16 protein-coding genes are annotated in these 16232 nt (G+C 64.7%); 3 read left to right on the top strand and 13 right to left on the bottom strand.

What is annotated here, in order from left to right; genetic code table 11:
• Window positions 1-24: 24 nt before the first annotated feature.
• A complete protein-coding gene (locus FYB76_RS21705; RefSeq protein ID WP_154135006.1) occupies window positions 25-1113 on the bottom strand; it encodes an NADH:flavin oxidoreductase/NADH oxidase in 1089 nt (362 codons plus the stop codon).
• A 125-nt stretch (window positions 1114-1238) separates the two neighbouring features.
• Between FYB76_RS21705 and FYB76_RS21700 the strand changes: the two genes are divergently transcribed.
• Window positions 1239-1571, top strand: coding sequence for a helix-turn-helix transcriptional regulator (locus FYB76_RS21700; RefSeq protein ID WP_154135005.1), 333 nt, complete (start codon window positions 1239-1241; stop codon window positions 1569-1571).
• Between the two features lie 15 nt (window positions 1572-1586).
• Here FYB76_RS21700 and FYB76_RS21695 read toward each other — a convergent pair whose 3' ends face one another.
• The 4 genes from FYB76_RS21695 to FYB76_RS21680 all read right to left on the bottom strand — a co-directional run bounded on the left by FYB76_RS21695 (window position 1587) and on the right by FYB76_RS21680 (window position 6012).
• Window positions 1587-2018, bottom strand: a complete 432-nt coding sequence (locus FYB76_RS21695) for a hypothetical protein (protein WP_154135004.1) — start codon at window positions 2016-2018, stop codon at window positions 1587-1589.
• 156 nt (window positions 2019-2174) lie between these two features.
• On the bottom strand, window positions 2175-3458 hold the full coding sequence (locus FYB76_RS21690) for a cytochrome c (protein WP_154135003.1): 1284 nt from the start codon (window positions 3456-3458) through the stop codon (window positions 2175-2177).
• Window positions 3459-3472: 14 nt separating this feature from the next.
• Window positions 3473-5245, bottom strand: coding sequence for a GMC family oxidoreductase (locus FYB76_RS21685; RefSeq protein WP_154135002.1), 1773 nt, complete (start codon window positions 5243-5245; stop codon window positions 3473-3475).
• A 53-nt stretch (window positions 5246-5298) separates the two neighbouring features.
• Window positions 5299-6012, bottom strand: a complete 714-nt coding sequence (locus tag FYB76_RS21680; protein WP_088755553.1) for a gluconate 2-dehydrogenase subunit 3 family protein — start codon at window positions 6010-6012, stop codon at window positions 5299-5301.
• A 445-nt stretch (window positions 6013-6457) separates the two neighbouring features.
• Between FYB76_RS21680 and FYB76_RS21675 the strand changes: the two genes are divergently transcribed.
• On the top strand, window positions 6458-6979 hold the full coding sequence (locus tag FYB76_RS21675) for a GNAT family N-acetyltransferase (RefSeq protein ID WP_154135001.1): 522 nt from the start codon (window positions 6458-6460) through the stop codon (window positions 6977-6979).
• A gap of 90 nt (window positions 6980-7069) precedes the next feature.
• Here the strand turns inward: FYB76_RS21675 and FYB76_RS21670 are convergent, their stop codons facing one another.
• Complete coding sequence (locus FYB76_RS21670) at window positions 7070-8746, bottom strand: DUF3300 domain-containing protein (RefSeq protein ID WP_195724694.1); 1677 nt, start codon at window positions 8744-8746, stop codon at window positions 7070-7072.
• A 137-nt stretch (window positions 8747-8883) separates the two neighbouring features.
• Window positions 8884-9216, bottom strand: coding sequence for a hypothetical protein (locus FYB76_RS21665; RefSeq protein ID WP_154135000.1), 333 nt, complete (start codon window positions 9214-9216; stop codon window positions 8884-8886).
• An 8-nt stretch (window positions 9217-9224) separates the two neighbouring features.
• Here FYB76_RS21665 and FYB76_RS21660 point away from each other — a divergent pair, with 8 nt between their 5' ends.
• Complete coding sequence (locus FYB76_RS21660) at window positions 9225-10112, top strand: LysR family transcriptional regulator (protein WP_088755555.1); 888 nt, start codon at window positions 9225-9227, stop codon at window positions 10110-10112.
• Between the two features lie 9 nt (window positions 10113-10121).
• On the opposite strand, the gene FYB76_RS21655 is transcribed toward FYB76_RS21660, so the two are convergent.
• From FYB76_RS21655 to FYB76_RS21630, 6 genes are all read right to left on the bottom strand, one after another.
• Window positions 10122-11132, bottom strand: a complete 1011-nt coding sequence (locus tag FYB76_RS21655) for an SIS domain-containing protein (RefSeq protein WP_195724700.1) — start codon at window positions 11130-11132, stop codon at window positions 10122-10124.
• On the bottom strand, window positions 11125-12252 hold the full coding sequence (gene nagA, locus FYB76_RS21650; protein WP_154134999.1) for an N-acetylglucosamine-6-phosphate deacetylase: 1128 nt from the start codon (window positions 12250-12252) through the stop codon (window positions 11125-11127). Before nagA ends, FYB76_RS21655 begins: the two co-directional genes overlap by 8 nt.
• On the bottom strand, window positions 12249-13166 hold the full coding sequence (locus tag FYB76_RS21645) for a BadF/BadG/BcrA/BcrD ATPase family protein (protein ID WP_154134998.1): 918 nt from the start codon (window positions 13164-13166) through the stop codon (window positions 12249-12251). The genes nagA and FYB76_RS21645 overlap by 4 nt, the downstream gene beginning before the upstream one ends.
• 3 nt (window positions 13167-13169) lie before the next feature.
• Window positions 13170-14303, bottom strand: coding sequence for an ABC transporter ATP-binding protein (locus FYB76_RS21640; protein WP_088755558.1), 1134 nt, complete (start codon window positions 14301-14303; stop codon window positions 13170-13172).
• Window positions 14304-14318: 15 nt separating this feature from the next.
• Window positions 14319-15173, bottom strand: a complete 855-nt coding sequence (locus FYB76_RS21635) for a carbohydrate ABC transporter permease (RefSeq protein WP_154135070.1) — start codon at window positions 15171-15173, stop codon at window positions 14319-14321.
• Window positions 15174-15246: 73 nt separating this feature from the next.
• Window positions 15247-16161 (bottom strand): carbohydrate ABC transporter permease, encoded by a 915-nt coding sequence (locus FYB76_RS21630; RefSeq protein ID WP_370516393.1) that lies wholly within the window; start codon window positions 16159-16161, stop codon window positions 15247-15249.
• Window positions 16162-16232: the final 71 nt, after the last annotated feature.

The raw sequence follows: 16232 nt of genomic DNA, 5'->3' as shown, positions 1-16232 counted from the left end.
GCAGCACGCCGCCGCATCAGCCCATCAATAACGTTCCAGCCAGTGCGCGTAAGGTGCCGGCAGCGTCCAGGAAGGGCGCTCCACGCCCAGTTCCTTGGCGGCCTGGTAAGTCCAGTGCGGATTGACCAGGTGCGAGCGGCCCACCATCACGAGGTCGAGCTGGCCCTCCTTGACGGCGCGCTCGGCCAGTTCCGGCGTGCCGAAGCCCCAAGCGGAAGAGACCGGCACTCCCGCTTGCTCGCGCACGCGCTGGGCGATCGGACCGAGGAAGGCCGGGCCCCAGGGGATCTGCACGTCCGGAATGGTGAAGCCGATGGTCACGCTGATCATGTCCATGCCGATCTCCTTGAACTGGCGCACCACGCCGATGGAGTCGACCAGCGTCTGCTCGTCGCGGCCATCGTATTCCAGCACGCCGAAGCGCACCGTCAGCGCCAGGTGTTCCGGCCACACTTCACGCACGGCGCGCAGGGTTTCCAGCAGGAAGCGGGCGCGGTTTTCGACGCTGCCACCATAGATGTCATCACGCTGGTTGGAATGCGCCGAGAAGAAGCTCTGGCCCAGGTAGCCATGGGCGAAGTGCAGCTCCAGCCATTCGAAGCCGGCGTCACGGGCGCGGATGGCCGCATCGACGAAGTTCTGGCGCACGCGGGCGATGTCGTCCAGGCTCATGGCCTTGGGGACCTTGGGCAAGCCCTTGCCGAAAGCAATCGCGGAGGGGGCGATGGTGTCCCAGCCGCGGGCATCGTCGGCAGCGATATGGTCGTCGCCTTCCCAGGGACGATTGGCGCTGGCCTTGCGACCGGCGTGACCGATCTGGATGCCGGGCACGGCACCGGCGGCCTTGATGGCTTGTACCACCGGCACGAAGGCTTGCGCCAGTTCGTCCGACCAGATGCCGGTGCAGCCCGGCGTGATGCGGCCTTCGGGCGCCACGGCGGTGGCTTCCACGATCACCAGGCCGGCGCCGCCTCGGGCAATGCTGGCGTAGTGTGACAGGTGCCATTCGTTGGCCTTGCCGTCCACCGCCATGTACTGGCACATGGGCGGGACGGCGATGCGGTTGCGCAGGGTCAGGTCCTTGAGCTTGAAGGGAGTAAAGAGAGCAGACATGGGTGGCTTCTTGTCAATGATGAAAATGAAATCAACAAGCACTGCACTGGCACAGCACTCGCTTCGGTTGTTCGTAAATATTCGAACTATGGAAGGAGTATAACCCAGGGTGTATCATCTTGCAGATGCGTCCCTACAAACATCCCGAGATTGCCGAGTTCGTGCTGGAGCGCGTGCTCTACGCGCTGAGCGATTCGATCCGCCTGGAGATCGTGCGCCACCTGGCGCGCGTGGAATGTGCGACCTGCGGTGAGCTCGATGGCGGGCGTCCCAAGTCCACCGTCTCGCATCACTTCAAGGTCTTGCGCGAAGCCGGCCTGGTGCGCACCGAGAGCAATGGCACCGCCCACATCAACACCTTGCGCCACGCCGAAATCGAGCAGCGCTTTCCCGGACTGCTGTCGGCCATCCTGGCCCAGCACGACAAGCTGCCGGCCCGCCGCAGGAAAGCGGCCTGAAGCCTTTCCGTCCGCTCAGAGCTTGCCGGCCTTGACCTCGGCGTCCACTGCCACGAAGGCCGTGGCCATTGCATACTGTTCTGCCTCTACCGAAGTATTGCCGCGAAAGTCCTCGCACACCACGCGCCGGAAGGCGACCGGGTTGTCATTGCGATGCAGCTGGTAGCTGCCGACCCAGGTGCCGTCGATCTGTTCCCTGCTGCTGACCCGGATGAAATAACCGTGGTGCTCGGCCACGTCATTGTCGAGCTGGGTATCGATCACCGCCCGCGCGTAACCCACGCCAGCCACTTGTGCCGAGGCCACCGAAGCGAAGGGATTGCCGCGCAGGCCGGGGGCCGGTTCGCCGTCGACCTGCACGGTGCAAAGGACGTCGCCATCGCGTTGCTGCGTGCAGGAGACGCTGATGTGCTTGCCGCGATAGGTGGCGCCATAAGTGAGGAGCATGCGTGCTTTCAAGAAGAATTGCCTGGGCGCTATAGTGGCGCGATCGCTCATCGTGGTCAATCGTCGTGCGGCCGGCATGGCGTGAGCGCGGCGTAAAAAAGGCCCGCATGTTGCCATGCGAGCCTTCTCCTTCACAGCGGCAATGGGCGCAGGAAATCAGGACCCGTGCTTGGCGAGGCCTTCCCGCATCCGCTTCACTTCCTTCTCCGACACCGCCCCTGCCTGGTTGCTCCAGCCCTGGCGCACGAAGCTGGCCAGTTCTGCCGCTTCCTTGTCCGAGAGGCGATGGGCAAAGCCCGGCATGACCAGGATCGACGGTGCCTTCTCGGTGGAGGGCGTGCGCGCGCCAGCCAGGATCACGTGCAGCAATGCGCTGGGATTGTCGGCATTGACCACGGTCGCGCCATCGAGTACCGGGAAGATGCCCGGCGCGCCCTTGCCGTTGACGAAGTGGCAGGCCGCGCAATTGTCCAGGTACAAGCGCTCGCCCAGGCTCAGGTCCTTGGCGGCCGTGAGCTTCTTCGTGGTCGCCTCGGCCCCTTGCGGGGTGACGCGGCCGCTGCTGGCCGAGGCCACCGGCGAGAGCGTCTTGAGGTAAGCCGCGATGGACTGCAGGTCCTCCGGCTTGAGGTGCGCGGTGCTGTGTTCCACCACCAGGCTCATCTCGCCGGCCACCGAGGCGGTCTTGTTGCGGCCGGTCTGCAGGTAGTCGACGATGTCCTGCGCGCTCCAGTGCGGCATGCCGCGCAGCGACGGTACCGCCCAGCCGTTGAGGTCGCCGCCCGAGAGGAATTGCGCCTGGCTGCTGTCGCTGGCCTTCTCGTTCATGGCGAACCCGCGCGGGGTGTGGCAGCTGCCGCAGTGGCCCAGGCCCTCGGCCAGATAGGCACCTCGCTTGATCTCGGCGCTCCAGCCGTCCTGCTCCTTGAACGGTTTGTCATTGGCGAAGAAGACATTCCACAGCTTCATCCCCCAGCGGATGTTGAAGGGGAAGCTCATGCTGCTGGCCGGCGGCGTGGCGGCCACCGGTTTCACCCCTTGCATGAAGTAGGTGTAGAGGGCGTGGATGTCCTCGTCACTCACCTTGGCATAGCTGGGGTAGGGCATGGCCGGATAGAGCTGCGTGCCATCGGCGCGCACGCCATGGCGCACGGCAGCGGAGAACTGGGCTTCGCTGTAGTTGCCGATGCCATGTTCCTTGTCCGGCGTGATGTTGGTGGAATAGATGATGCCGTGGCCGCTGTCGATGGCCAGTCCGCCCGAATAGGCCGGCTTGCCGGCGGCGCTGTGGCAGGCCATGCAGTCGCCGGCACGGGCCAGGTACTGGCCGCGCGCGACCACATCCTGGTCGGCCGCCTGCGCTGCATTGCAGGCACCCAGCCCACCCAGCACACTCAGAGACAAGGCCAGAGCGGCCAGCAATGAAGTCATTTTTTTCATGTTCTCTCCCCCCTTCATGCCTGGACCAGCGGGCCGGGGTTCTTCAGGTACTGCGTCTTGATGGCGTGCGCGGCCATGAGCGTGATGGCGCCGATGGTGGCCGTCGGATTGGCCTGGAAGTTCTGCGGGAAGGCATTGCCGCCGGGGACGAAGACGTTGTGCACATCCCAGGATTGCAGGTACTTGTTCAAGGCCGAATCGCGCGGCGAATCACCCATGATGGCGCCGCCCACGTTGTGGGTGGACACGTACTTGGTGATGTCCCAGTGCGAATCCAGGGCCAGGAAGCTCTCCGACATGTGGTCCGGATTGAGCTCCTTGGAAATCTTGAGCACGATGTCGCGCAGGTAGCGCTGCAGCTTCAGTTCGTTCTGGCGCCAGTCGAAGGTCATGCGCAACAGCGGCTGGCCCCAGGGATCCTTGTAGTTCGGATCCAGGTCCAGGAAATGGCCGCGATAGGACATGCAGGTGGTGGTGATGCTGATCTTCATGGAATGGTCGTACCAGTCGATCATGCCTTCCTTCCAGCCGCGTCCCCAGCTCGGTGTGCCTGGCGGCAGGGCTGTGCCGATGGGCGCGCCCGAGGCTTGCGAGCTGTGGATCTTGGCACCGCCGATGAAGCCCAGCTTGATGCCGTCGTCGAAGTTGCCGGGCGAGATGTCGTTGAACATTTCGCCGGTGGCACCGGCCGTGGCAAAGGAATTGAAATGCTTGTCCTTGAAGAACAGCGTCGCCCCGCCATTGGAGAGGAAGGCATAGTTGCGGCCGATGACGCCAGTCTCGGTGATCGGGTCATAGGGCTTGCCGATGCCCGACAGCAGCATCAGGCGCACGTTGGCGAACTGGAAGCTGGAGAGGATCACGATCTTGGCCGGCTGGAACACTTCCTTCATGTTCTCGTCGATGTAGGTCACGCCGCGTGCGGTCTTCTTGTCGGCGTGCAGGTCCACGCGGATGACGTTGGCGTTGACCTTGTAATCGAAGTTGGGCAGGCGTTTGACCACATCGAGGATGGTGGTCTGCGGCGAAGCCTTGGAATAGTTCAGGCAGGGATACTTGCTGCAGAAACCGCAATAGTTGCAAGGTGCAATTTGTGCGCCATACGGATTGGTCCAGGCCTGCGAGACATTGGCCGAGGGATTGGGGAAGGGATGGTAGCCCAGCTTGCGCGCCACGTCGGCGAACAGGGTGTTGTTGTAGGTGTCGTGCAGCGCCGGCAGCGGATAGGGGTTCGAACGCGGTCCCTCGAAGGGATCGCCGCCCGGCTGGATCTGGCCGCGCAGGTTGCCGGTATTGCCCGACAGGCCGCAGACCTTGTCGAAGAAATCGTAGTGCGGCTCGATCTCGTTCCAGGTGAAGGGGAAATCCTTGATGCGCATCTCGGGGTCGAGATTGCTGTGCTTGTAGGCCTGGTCGGCGTAGGTCTTGAGCTTGAGGTCGGTGGGCGTGGCGCGGATCAGCACGGCGGTCCAGTGCAGGCCCGAGCCGCCCACGCCGGTACCGGGTGCGAAGGCGCCCCACTTGCGGGTCGGCAGCGCCTGCTGCGCGGTGTTGTAGCGCACGGTCAGCGCGGCATCGCGCGGCGTGGCGAAGACCTTGTTGCGGGTGGCGTAGCCGTACTGGTCGGCTGGCTTGGGATAGGCGAAGTCTTCGGGCGGACGGTCCGGGCCGCGCTCCAGGGCGCGTACCTTCAGGCCGGCCTGGGCCAGTTCGATGGCCATCAGGGAGCCGGCCCAGCCGAGGCCGACGATGACGACGTCGACGTCGTCGTTGGTAATGTTAGGCATGGAATCAAGTCAGTAAGAGGTTGCAGGCGTGAACGTGGAGACGGGGCCGCGCATCAGGCGCGCTTGCCCGACAGGCTCACGGGCCCCAGCGGATACTTCACGTTGTGCTGGTCCACCCATTCGGTATAGGCCGCACGCGCGCCGGGGAAGCCGATGGCGACCCAGGCCTTCATGTCCTTGTTGCCGCCGTACATGGGATCGGCCAGGTAGCCGTTCTTGGTATCGCCCAGCAGCTGGCCGAAGAATTGCGATGGCTTCATCGCCTTCTCGCCCAGCGCGGCGAAGTCCGCACCATTCTTCTGCAGCGAGGTCAGCAGGGCATCCTTGTCCTTGGCCTCCAGCTGCTCGAAGCGCTTGCCGTGCTGTTGCTGGCTGATCTGCTGGGTCAGCTCGATGCCGATGCGATAGACGTCCTGCGGCGCATAGGGGATCTGGAAGCCCAGCGTGGCCGGTGCATCCGGCTGGTGCGGACCCTGCTGGTAAATGTCGCTGCCCAGGCCGGCGTGCAGTTGCTGGTCGATGAAGACCGGCACATTGGTTTCCAGCGCGCCGGGCCCGCGCCCTTCGGCGGGGATCAGGCGGTCGCAGGCGGCCAGGATGAAGAGCCATTGGGCGGCATTGAAGAACACCGGCTTGTAGTGCTGCAGCTCGATGCCTTCCAGGCCATCGGCCCGGGCCTGCTTGAGCAGGGGCAGCGAGACTAGCGGCACCGCCGCTGCGGTGGCCGTGAGGACGGCACGCCGCGAGGGACTGAACTTGGTGGTCATGATGGGAGCAATAAGGAGTAGGTGGAAAACAAGCTGCGCGAAGCGCCGGCACACGGACGCCTCAGGCAGGACTGCGCCTGCCAGGATCGATGCACGGCACGCGCGCCGGCACCCGCGCCGCCGCGGGGAGCGGTGTACGCAGGATGAGGCGTCGGGACAATGGAATCGGTCATGGGTCGCAATCTCAGAGTGCGTCAACTCGTCTCCGATCTTGCGTCCAGCCTGCGGGGCTGGCATTTCTTGTGGTTCCCGGTCCTGGCCATGTTCAATCAGGCAAGGCGGGTTGCTCTATGGATGAGCGCACGCATTCTAACACCTCTAGTTGTCGGATGTCTTAAGACACTGCCGCGCGGCAAGATCCGCCCCTCCCCGTCTTCGGCTACACTGCTCACCCACACAATTGTTCCCGTAGAACCCCATACCTGATACCCGAGACCGAGACACCATGCAGATCCGCGACGCTACCCCCGCCGACATCCCAGGCATCACCCTGATCTTCAACGACGCCGTGGTCAATACCACCGCCATCTGGAGCGACAAGCTGGTAGACGACCAGAACCGCCAGGACTGGCTGGCCGCCCGTCGCCAGCTGGGCTATCCGGTGCTGGTGGCGGTGGAGGGCGACAAGGTGCTGGGCTATGCGAGCTTCGGTGACTGGCGACCCTTCGATGGTTTCCGCCATTCGGTGGAGCATTCGGTCTATGTCCACAAGGAGCACCGGGGCGAAGGCCTGGGCGTGGCCCTGATGCAAGCGCTGATCCCGCGTGCGCGCGCCGTCGGCAAGCACGTGATGGTGGCCGCCATCGATGCCAGCAATGTGGGCTCCATCGCCCTGCACAAGAAGCTCGGCTTCGAGCAGGTCGGCCACATGCCGCAGGTGGGTACCAAATTCGGCAAGTGGCTGGACCTGGCCTTCCTGCAGCTGACGCTGGACCAGCGCACTGATCCGGACAACATCGGCAACTGATTGCCGCAGCGTCAAACACAAAGACAAAGGGCCGCATGGAAGCGGCCCTCTGTATTGGTACCCGGCGATGGGAGGCGGGCGCTGGCGGCCTCAGCCGTTATGCTTTTCTCCCTCGTGCTTCTCGCCTTCATGCTTGTCGTTGGCGTGTTTGTCTGCCTCGTGCTTGGCAGGTTCATGCCTGGGCTCGCCATGCGTCTCCTGTGCATGGGGCGCCACCTTCTGTTCGTGCGATGCCGGACGTTCTTCACGCGCCGCCGGTGCTGGGATATGGGCCTGCATCTGCGGACGGGCATTTTCCTGCTTCATCGCCTGCACCTTCCTTTCTTCGGCCTGCTGGCGGGCTTGCTGGGCCTGCTGCTCATGTTCACGCACAGCCTGCTGCTCCTTCTGCGCGCGCTGCTCCTGTTGTTGCTGCAGCTGATGTTGTTCCTGCTGCTCACGCTGGGCCTGCTGCGCCTGCAGTGCCGCTTGCTGGTGTTGCCGCGCCTCCTGTTGCTGCGCCGCTTCCTTCTGCTGTACCTGTTGCGCGTGCAGATTGGCTGGCTCCGGCTTCTGCTGTGGCACCAGGGCATGCTGTACAGGCATCGCGCCGGGTCGTGCGTCGCTGGTGGTGAAGTGCGGCATGCTCATGGCGGCCGGTGCCACCGCTTCGCGGTGATTGTCGATGCGGGTCTGGTTGATGAGGTTGCGCTGGTCGACGTTGCGCACGTTGTTCACGTTGCTGACGTTGCTCACATTGTTGACGTTGTTCACGTTATTCACGTTGTTGTTGACCACGCGCGTATTGTTGACCGTCACGTTGTTGTTGGTGACGCGATTGATCACCGTGGTGGAGTGCGACACATAAGTGGTGTTCTTGTACACCACGGCCGGACGCTGCCAGTCGCCGGACGGCCGATCGCCGCCACCGCCGCCCCAGTGCATGCCCCAGTCATGCCAGCCCCAGTCACCGTGGTGGCTGATGGCTTCGCCGACGAACACGCCCACGCCAAAGGACAGCGCACCCACCACCACTTCATTGGCCACCGGGCTGGGCGGACGATACGCATAGCCCGGATAGACCGGTACCGGCGGACCGTAGACCACGGCCGGGTTGTAGGCCGGCACATAGACCCGGTCGGGCTGGCTGGATTCGATCACGATGGTCTGCGGCGGCGGCGGGATCACTGGCGCACCGGCATAGACCGGACGCGGTTCGGGCGGGTTATCCACCCGCACGGTCTCGCTGCTGCGGGCGGTGCTGACCACCTTCAGCTGCGAGGAACTCTTGAGGTTGCCCGCCTGCTGCGCGCGCAGGCGCAGGGCCTGGATGGCGTTCATCACGTCGTTGGGATCATTGACGAAGGCGTCTCCCAGCGAGCGGGTCCAGTCCGGGTTGGCGGCCATCTGTGACAGCACCGCCGGGAACATGGTGAGCGACTTCACGCTCACGTCCCACGGTTGCTTGTCTTCGGCGGCCTGCAGGATATCGCCCTTGAGGGCGCCGTTCTGGCCCAGCCACTGGTTGGCCGCGACGATCTGGTCAGGGTAGGTGGCCCCGGCCAGCACCTGCGCCACCAGCTTGTCCGGGAACAGGGCAATGGGCGCCACCATCTGCGACAGTTGATCTGCCGTGGGCGGCGTGTAGGGCGGCGTGACCGGTGCTGCCGGTGCGGCCGCGGCCGTGGGCGGCGTGGCGTCCTGCTTCTGGCAGGCCGAGAGGGCCAGCACTGCACCGAGCAGTGAAGCCGAGACGATGAGGGCGGAAGATCTGTTTCTTGTTGTCATGATGAAATCCTCGATCCGTGCCGAAGCAGGAAAATGACGTTGCGATAGCCTGGCTAACGGCAGGCGCGGCTACCCAGTTGACGCAAAAATTGTGATGGGATGTAACCGTGCGATGCCAGCCAAGGCCTCGCACACTGTTAGGATTCGAGCACGGTCAAGTTGAAAGGTTCGACGCGAAGTGTTTCAGAATGCAGAGATCGCGTGATACGGGAAACTGACAAAGCACTGACTGAAAAGCCGCACCAGAAAAGAACGTCCGGGCAATGAGCTCTGTCAGCATTTTGCAAGAAAGTGGCATTCTTCCAGCTAAATGCAACGATGCAACAAACGAACAAGGAAATAAAAAGACTTAGTTTTTGGAGTCGCTGGAAAGAATGATCCGGCATCGGACTATCTACCGCCCGCGAGGATTTCATGCCGGAATGCACATGACTTAAAATGATGGAATCGCCATCAACCATGAGTTCCATTCAACATCATGCTGGACCGCATCCACCTCTCCATCGTGCAGGAAGTCGAACGCCAGGGTTCGCTCACGGCCGCAGCCGGCGTGCTGCACGTCACCCAGTCGGCGCTGAGCCACAGCATGAAGAAGCTGGAGCAGCAACTCGGCACCGACATCTGGCTGCGTGAAGGCCGCCACCTGCGCCTCACGCAAGCCGGCCAATACCTGCTGGCGGTGGCCAACCGCGTGCTGCCGCAGCTGAACCTGGCCGAAGAACGCTTGCGCCAGTTTGCCCAGGGCGAGCGTGGCGCGCTGCGCATCGGCATGGAATGTCACCCCTGTTACCAATGGCTGTTGAAAGTGGTGTCGCCCTACCTGGCCGCCTGGCCGGATGTGGATGTGGACGTGAAGCAGAAATTCCAGTTCGGCGGCATCGGTGCGCTCTTCGGTTACGAGATCGACCTGCTGGTCACGCCCGATCCGCTGGACAAGCCCGGCCTGGTGTTTGAGCCTGTGTTCGATTATGAACAGGTGCTGGTGGTGGCGGCCGACCATCCGCTGGCCGGCGTCGATTACGTCAAGCCCAAGCAATTGAACAACGAGGTGCTGGTGACCTATCCGGTGCCGGTGGACCGGCTCGACATCTACACCCAGTTCCTCGCGCCGGCCGGCATCGTGCCGCGCCGGCACAAGACCATCGAGACCACCGACATCATGCTGCAGATGGTGGCCAGCGGACGCGGCGTGGCGGCCCTGCCGCGCTGGCTGGTGCTGGAATATGCCGAGCAGATGGAGATCGTGCCGGTACGCCTGGGCAAGCAGGGCATCGCCAAGCACATCTACCTGGGTGCGCGCGAGAGCGACGTGGAGATCGACTACCTGCGCGCCTTCATTGAAGAGGCGCGGCAGGCACAGGCATGAACGGCGGACTTAGTTCGTTTTTGTGACTTTGTTGAGATGCCGCGGCCGGTCCGCATCCATCCCGCGCGCGGCGGACAATTGCGCCGCCATCACATAGAAAGCCTGGATTGCCACGATGGGATCGAGGTCCGGCGTGGCCGCTACCGGCAAGGTGAGGTCGCGCTCGATCACATCCCCGGGGGCCGCCAGCAAGACCTTGGCCCCGCGTGCGCGCATCTCGGCTGCCAGCGCCAGCATGCCGGCCTGCGAGGGTCCGCGCGTGGCGAACATGAGCAGCGGATAACCTTCCTCGATTAAGGCCATCGGCCCGTGCTTGATCTCTGCGCCGCTGAAGGCCTCGGCCTGGATGGCGCAGGTTTCCTTGCATTTGAGCGCGGCCTCCAGCGCCAGCGGGAAGCCGATGCCGCGCCCCACGATCATGAGGCGATCGGCCGGGACCAGGGCTTCGACCGCCGCTGACCAGTCGGATTCGCACGCTGTCCGCAGCGCCTGCGGCAACTGCACCAGGGCATCCAGCAACGCGGCATCATCCTGCCAGTGTGCCGTCAGCAAGGCCCCCGCCACCAGGCTGGCGATGAAGCTCTTGGTGGCTGCCACGCTGGCTTCCACGCCCGCATGCAGCGGCAGGCTCCACTGCGCCGCGCTGGCCAGTGGCGAATCGGCCTGGTTGACCAGCGCCACCGTGCTCGCCCCCTGCGCCTGGAAATAGCGGATCGGCTCCACCACATCCGGACTCTGCCCGGATTGCGAAATGGCGATGGCCAGCGCATCGCGCACCTGCAGGGGAGCCCGGTTCAGCGTCACCAGCGACATCGGCAGCGAAGCCACGATGCGGCCCAGCCGGGCCATGATGAGATAGGCGCAATAGGCGGCCGCATGGTCGGAGCTGCCGCGCGCCACAGTGACGATGGACGCCGGAGGCGCCGCGCGCAGTTGCGCGCCCAGGGCGGCATAGCGGTCCTGGTCGCGGGTCAGCTGTACGGCCACGTAATCGGCCGCAGAGCGGGCTTCCTTAAGCATCAGCGAGGTCAATCTCTTCTCCTTCCACATAGACAGCCTTGAGGGCAAATTGCCGGTCCAGCACCACCACGTCGGCGTAGTGGCCGGTGGCCAGGCGGCCGCGGTCGGCCAGGCCCAGGTAATCGGCGGCATAGGTCGAGGTGCGCAGCGAGGCTTCGGCCACGTCCATGCCCAGTGCGATGAGGTTGCGCAGCGCCTGGTCCATGGTCAGCACGCTGCCGGCCAGGGTGCCATCGTCAAGCCGCACGCCGCCTGCGCACTTGTGCACCACCTGCCGGCCCAGCGCATAGTCGCCATCGGGCATGCCGGCCGCCGCCGTGGAATCGGTCACGCAGAACAGGCGCGGGATGGAGCGCAGCGCCGCGCGGATGGCACCGGGGTGCACGTGCAACAGGTCCGGAATCAGTTCCGCATACTGCGCGTGGGCCAGCGCCGCACCGACCATGCCGGGCGCACGATGATGGAAGCCGCTCATGGCATTGAACAGGTGCGTGAAGCCCGAGGCGCCATGTGCCAGCGCGGCCACGCCATCGTCATAGCTGCCGGCGGTGTGGCCGATCTGCACCTTCATGCCGCGATGGGCCAGCTTGCAGACCAGCTTCAGGTGGCCGTCCACTTCCGGGGCGATGGTGATGAGCTTGATGGGGGCCAGGCCGTCGAGATAGTCCACCTGCTCAAGCGAGGCCGCGATGGCGAAGTCGGGCTGCGCGCCCAGCTTGCCGGGGTTGATGTAGGGCCCTTCCAGGTGCACCCCCAGCACGCGTGCGTGGCCGGGCAGGCGCTTGTCGGTGGAGGTGCGGATGGCTTTCAACGCCACTTCCAGTTCCTCCAGTGGCGCGGTCATGGTGGTGGCCAAGAGACTCGTGGTGCCATGCCGCGCATGCAGGCGCGAGAGCACCTGCACGGCGTCGCCGCCTTCCATCACGTCGCGTCCGCCGCCGCCATGCACGTGCAGGTCGATGAAGCCGGGCAGGATGTAGTCGCCTTCATCGATGACGCGCGGCTGCTGCCGCAGCGGGCGGCCGTCGATGGAGCGGATGCGCTGGTCGAAGACCATGCTGCCATGGGTCCAGCCTTGGGGAGTGAGCACGTTGCCGTGCAGTTGGGTCAGTGCATTCATGCCGGGGTTTCCTTGGGTTGCAGGGCGCGTCGTACCAGCAGCAGGGCACCGTCCACCGCATCGGCTTGCGGCAGGACGATGCGCGCCTGCTGGCGCCGTTCCAGGTAGGGCTGCAAGGCAGCGGCCAGTCCGCCGCACAGCGCCAGCGGCAGGCATTGCGCGGGGTCGAGGGTATCGATCATGCGGCCGATCTCGGCGGCCGCTGCCTGCAGGATGCTGCGGGCGGCGACATCGTCATGGGCGTGCGCCACCACCGGCCGCGCGGCACGGGCGAAGGCAGCCTGGTCCGCTTGCGCCAGCCAGTCCAGCAAGGTGGCGCGCTCATCGCGTGCGGTATTGGCAGGCAGTTCACTGCGGCACAGCGCCAGCACGGCGTCGGCCAGCGGGCCACGATGGCTGCGGCCATCCAGGGCCAGCTGCGCATGGTGCAGGGCGCGCAAGCCCATCCAGCCGCCGCTGCCATCATCGCCGCTGGGAAAGCCCCAGCCATCGACCACGCGGCGGCTGCCATCCAGGTCCAGCGACAGGCCGATGGTGCCGGTGCCCACGGCGATGATGGCACCGGGCGCGCCGCCATGCGCACCCAGCAAGGTGGCCACGCCATCGTTGACGATTTCCAGCACGCCGAAGGCCGGGGCCTGTGCACGGAAGTCGGCCGACCACTGCGCCACGTTCTCGCCCGCGATGCCGATGCCAACCGCCAGCGTCTCATCGGCGGGACGCTGCAGCCCGGCGCTGGCAAAGGCGGCGTCGATGGTCTGGCCGATGACGCGCCATGCCTGCGCCGCGCCAATCCGTAACGCTGAGCCCGGGCCGCTGGCCTGCGCCAGCACCTGCCCTTGCAGCGAGGCCAGACGCACCAGGGTCTTGGTGCCGCCGCCATCGATGCCCACCAGATAGGCGATCGCGTCCATGGATCACTCCTGCGCGAGGCGACGTGCCGCCTGCAGGTTGCCGGGGTTGCGCCGGCGCAGCGCCTGCCCCTGCGCATCGAAGAGATGGAAGGCGTGGCTTTGTACGGAGAGCGCGATCAGCTCGCCGATGTGCACGCTGCGATTGCCATCGCCGCGCACCACGATGTCGTGGCCGCCCTCCAGGGTCACATAGAGGAAGTTGGCTTCACCCAGGTGCTCCACCAGGTTGACCACGCCACGCAGCGGCTGGCCATCGCCCAGCCCTTCGCGGATCTGTTCGGCACGCAGGCCCAGCGTGACGGCTGCACCCGGCGCGACACCCTGCGGATCGACATCGGCCAGCAGCCGCAGTCCGCCAGCGATCTCGACCTGCACGCCGCTGTCGTCGCAGCGTGTGACCACGCCGGGGAAGAAATTCATTTTCGGTGAACCGATGAAGCCCGCCACGAACAGGTTCTGCGGCTGCTGGTACAGCTCCAGAGGTGTGCCCGCCTGCTGGATGCGGCCCTCGTGCATGACCACGATCTTGTCGCCCAGGGTCATGGCCTCGACCTGGTCGTGCGTCACGTAGACGATGGTGGCCGCCAGTTGCCGGTGCAGCTTGGCGATCTCCAGCCGGGTCTGCACGCGCAGCGCCGCATCCAGATTGGACAGCGGTTCGTCGAAGAGGAACAGGCGCGGCTGCCGCACGATGGCGCGGCCGATGGCCACGCGCTGGCGCTGGCCGCCCGAGAGTTCGCGCGGCAGGCGCTGCAGCAGGTGATCGATCTTCAGGATGGAGGCCGCATGGCGGATGCGCGCATCGATGTCGCTCTTGCTGCTGCCGGCCACCTTCAGTCCAAACGCCATGTTCTTGTACACGTTCATGTGCGGATACAGCGCATAGCTCTGGAACACCATGGCGATGCCGCGTTCGGCCGGCGGCAGGTGATTGACCACCTCGCCACCGATGGCCAGTTCGCCGCCGCTGATCTCTTCCAGCCCGCACAGCATGCGCAGCAGGGTCGATTTGCCGCAGCCGGAAGGCCCGACCAGTACGCAGAATTCGCCATCGCGGATATCCAGGTTGAGCCCGGCCAGCACATCGGCGCGGCCATCGTAAGTCTTGCGCAATTGCTTGATGTTGACGTGTGCCATGAAGTCTCCTTTGAATTATTTGACGGCGCCTGAGGTGAGGCCACGGATGAGCTGGCGCGAGAAGGCCATGTACAGGACCAGCACCGGGATGACCGCCATCGACAGCGCCGCCAGCACCGAATTCCAGTCGGTGGCGTATTGCCCGATGAACTGCTGCACGCCCAGCGTGACGGTGCGGGTGTCTTCACCGGGCGCGAGGATGAGCGGGAACCACAGGTCGTTCCAAGCCGGGATCATGGTGAACACGGCCACGGTGGCAATGGCCGGACGCAGCAGCGGCAGGATCACGCGGAAGAAGATGCTGAGTTCGCCCACGCCATCGCAGCGCGCCGCGTCCTTCAGCTCGCCCGGGATCTGGCGCATGAATTCGGACAGGATCATCACCGCCAGCGGCAGCCCTTGCGCGGTATAGACCAGCACCAGCGCGGTACGTGTATTGATGAGATCCAGCGCCACCACCAGTTGCAGGATCGAGACCGTGCCCAGCCGGATCGGGATCATGATGCCGATGGCGATGAAGAAATTCAGCGCGCGGTTGCCGAAGAAGCGGTATTCGGTCAGCGCCCACGCCGCCATGGCACCGAAAAGCACGATCAGCAGCAGGGCGGCCAGGGTCACGGCCAGGCTGTTGCCGAAATAGAGCAGGAAGTGGGTGCCTGCCAGCACCTTCTGGAAACCGGCGAAGGTCAGCGTCTCGGCCGTGGGCAGGGCCATCGGGCCTTCGAAGATGGCATTGCGGGTCTTGACCGAATTGATGAGGATGAGCGCAATCGGGAACAGCGCGATCACCGCATACAGGCACAGCACCGCATGCACCCAGAGATGGCCGGCGGGGCCGAAGCTGCGTTGGATCAGCGAGGGTTTGCGCATGGTGGTCGGGTTAGTTGCAGTAGTGGAAGAAGTGCCGACGGAAGAGGAAAGCTGCATGCCGTTCTCCTGGTCGTCACAGGGCGTAGCGCGTCAATCGACGCTGCACCATCACGAAATAGGCCCCCACCCCCGCCAGGATCACCAGGAACATCAGGGTCGCCACCGCCGCGCCCATGGTCGGGCTGCCGATCTGCGCCTGGTAGCCGAAGAAGGTGCGATAGAAGTAGGTGCCCAGCAGGTCGGAGGCATAGTTGGGGCCGGCCAGCGCGCCCTTGACCGAATAGATCAGGTCGAAGGCATTGAAGTTGGCCACGAAGGTGAGGATGGTCACCAGGCCCAGGGTCGGATAGATCAGCGGCAGCTTGATCTGCCAGAAGATGCGCAGCCCGCTGGCGCCTTCCGCGTGCGCCGCCTCCAGCACTTCTTCGGGCACCGCCAGCAGGGCGGCGTAGATCAGCATCATGGGAATGCCCACGTACTGCCACACCGAAATCAGCGACAGCGTCAGCAGCGCCGTCGATTCCTGCCCCAGCCAGGGTGCGAACCAGTCGGCCAGGCCGACCAAGCCCAGCAGTTTCTCGCCCACGCCCCACAGCGGCGAGAGGATCAGTTGCCAGATGAAGCCGATGATCACCACCGACAGCAGCGTGGGCAGGAAGATCAGCGTGCGGTAGGTGCGCGCACCGCGCAGGCCCTTGAGGCTGAACAGCGAAGCCAGCAACAGGCCGATGGGATTCTGCAGGGCCATGTGGATGCAGAAGAACTTGAGGTTGTTCCACATGGCATTCCAGAAGGCGGCCGACCAGTCGGGATCGAACAGGATGGTGCGGTAGTTGTCCAGTCCCACGAAGCTGCGTACGCCTGCATCATTGGCGGTGTAGAAACCGAGGCGCAGGGTATCGAGCAGGGGCAGGGCGCTGAAGAGCGCGTAGATCAGCACGGCGGGTGCAAGCAGCACCGCCAGTTGCCAGGCGCGGATGGTTTTCACGGGTGTCTCTCTTCCTGAAGGGGAGGGAGCGGACCTCTTGGCGGGTCCTTGGCTCCGGGGTAATGCCTTGC

It is taken from the genome of Herbaspirillum sp. CAH-3 (assembly GCF_009668275.1).
Classification (GTDB): domain Bacteria; phylum Pseudomonadota; class Gammaproteobacteria; order Burkholderiales; family Burkholderiaceae_D; genus Herbaspirillum; species Herbaspirillum aquaticum.
The sequence above is the reverse complement of the archived record's forward strand: the minus strand, read 5'-3'. Positions and strand labels throughout refer to the sequence as shown.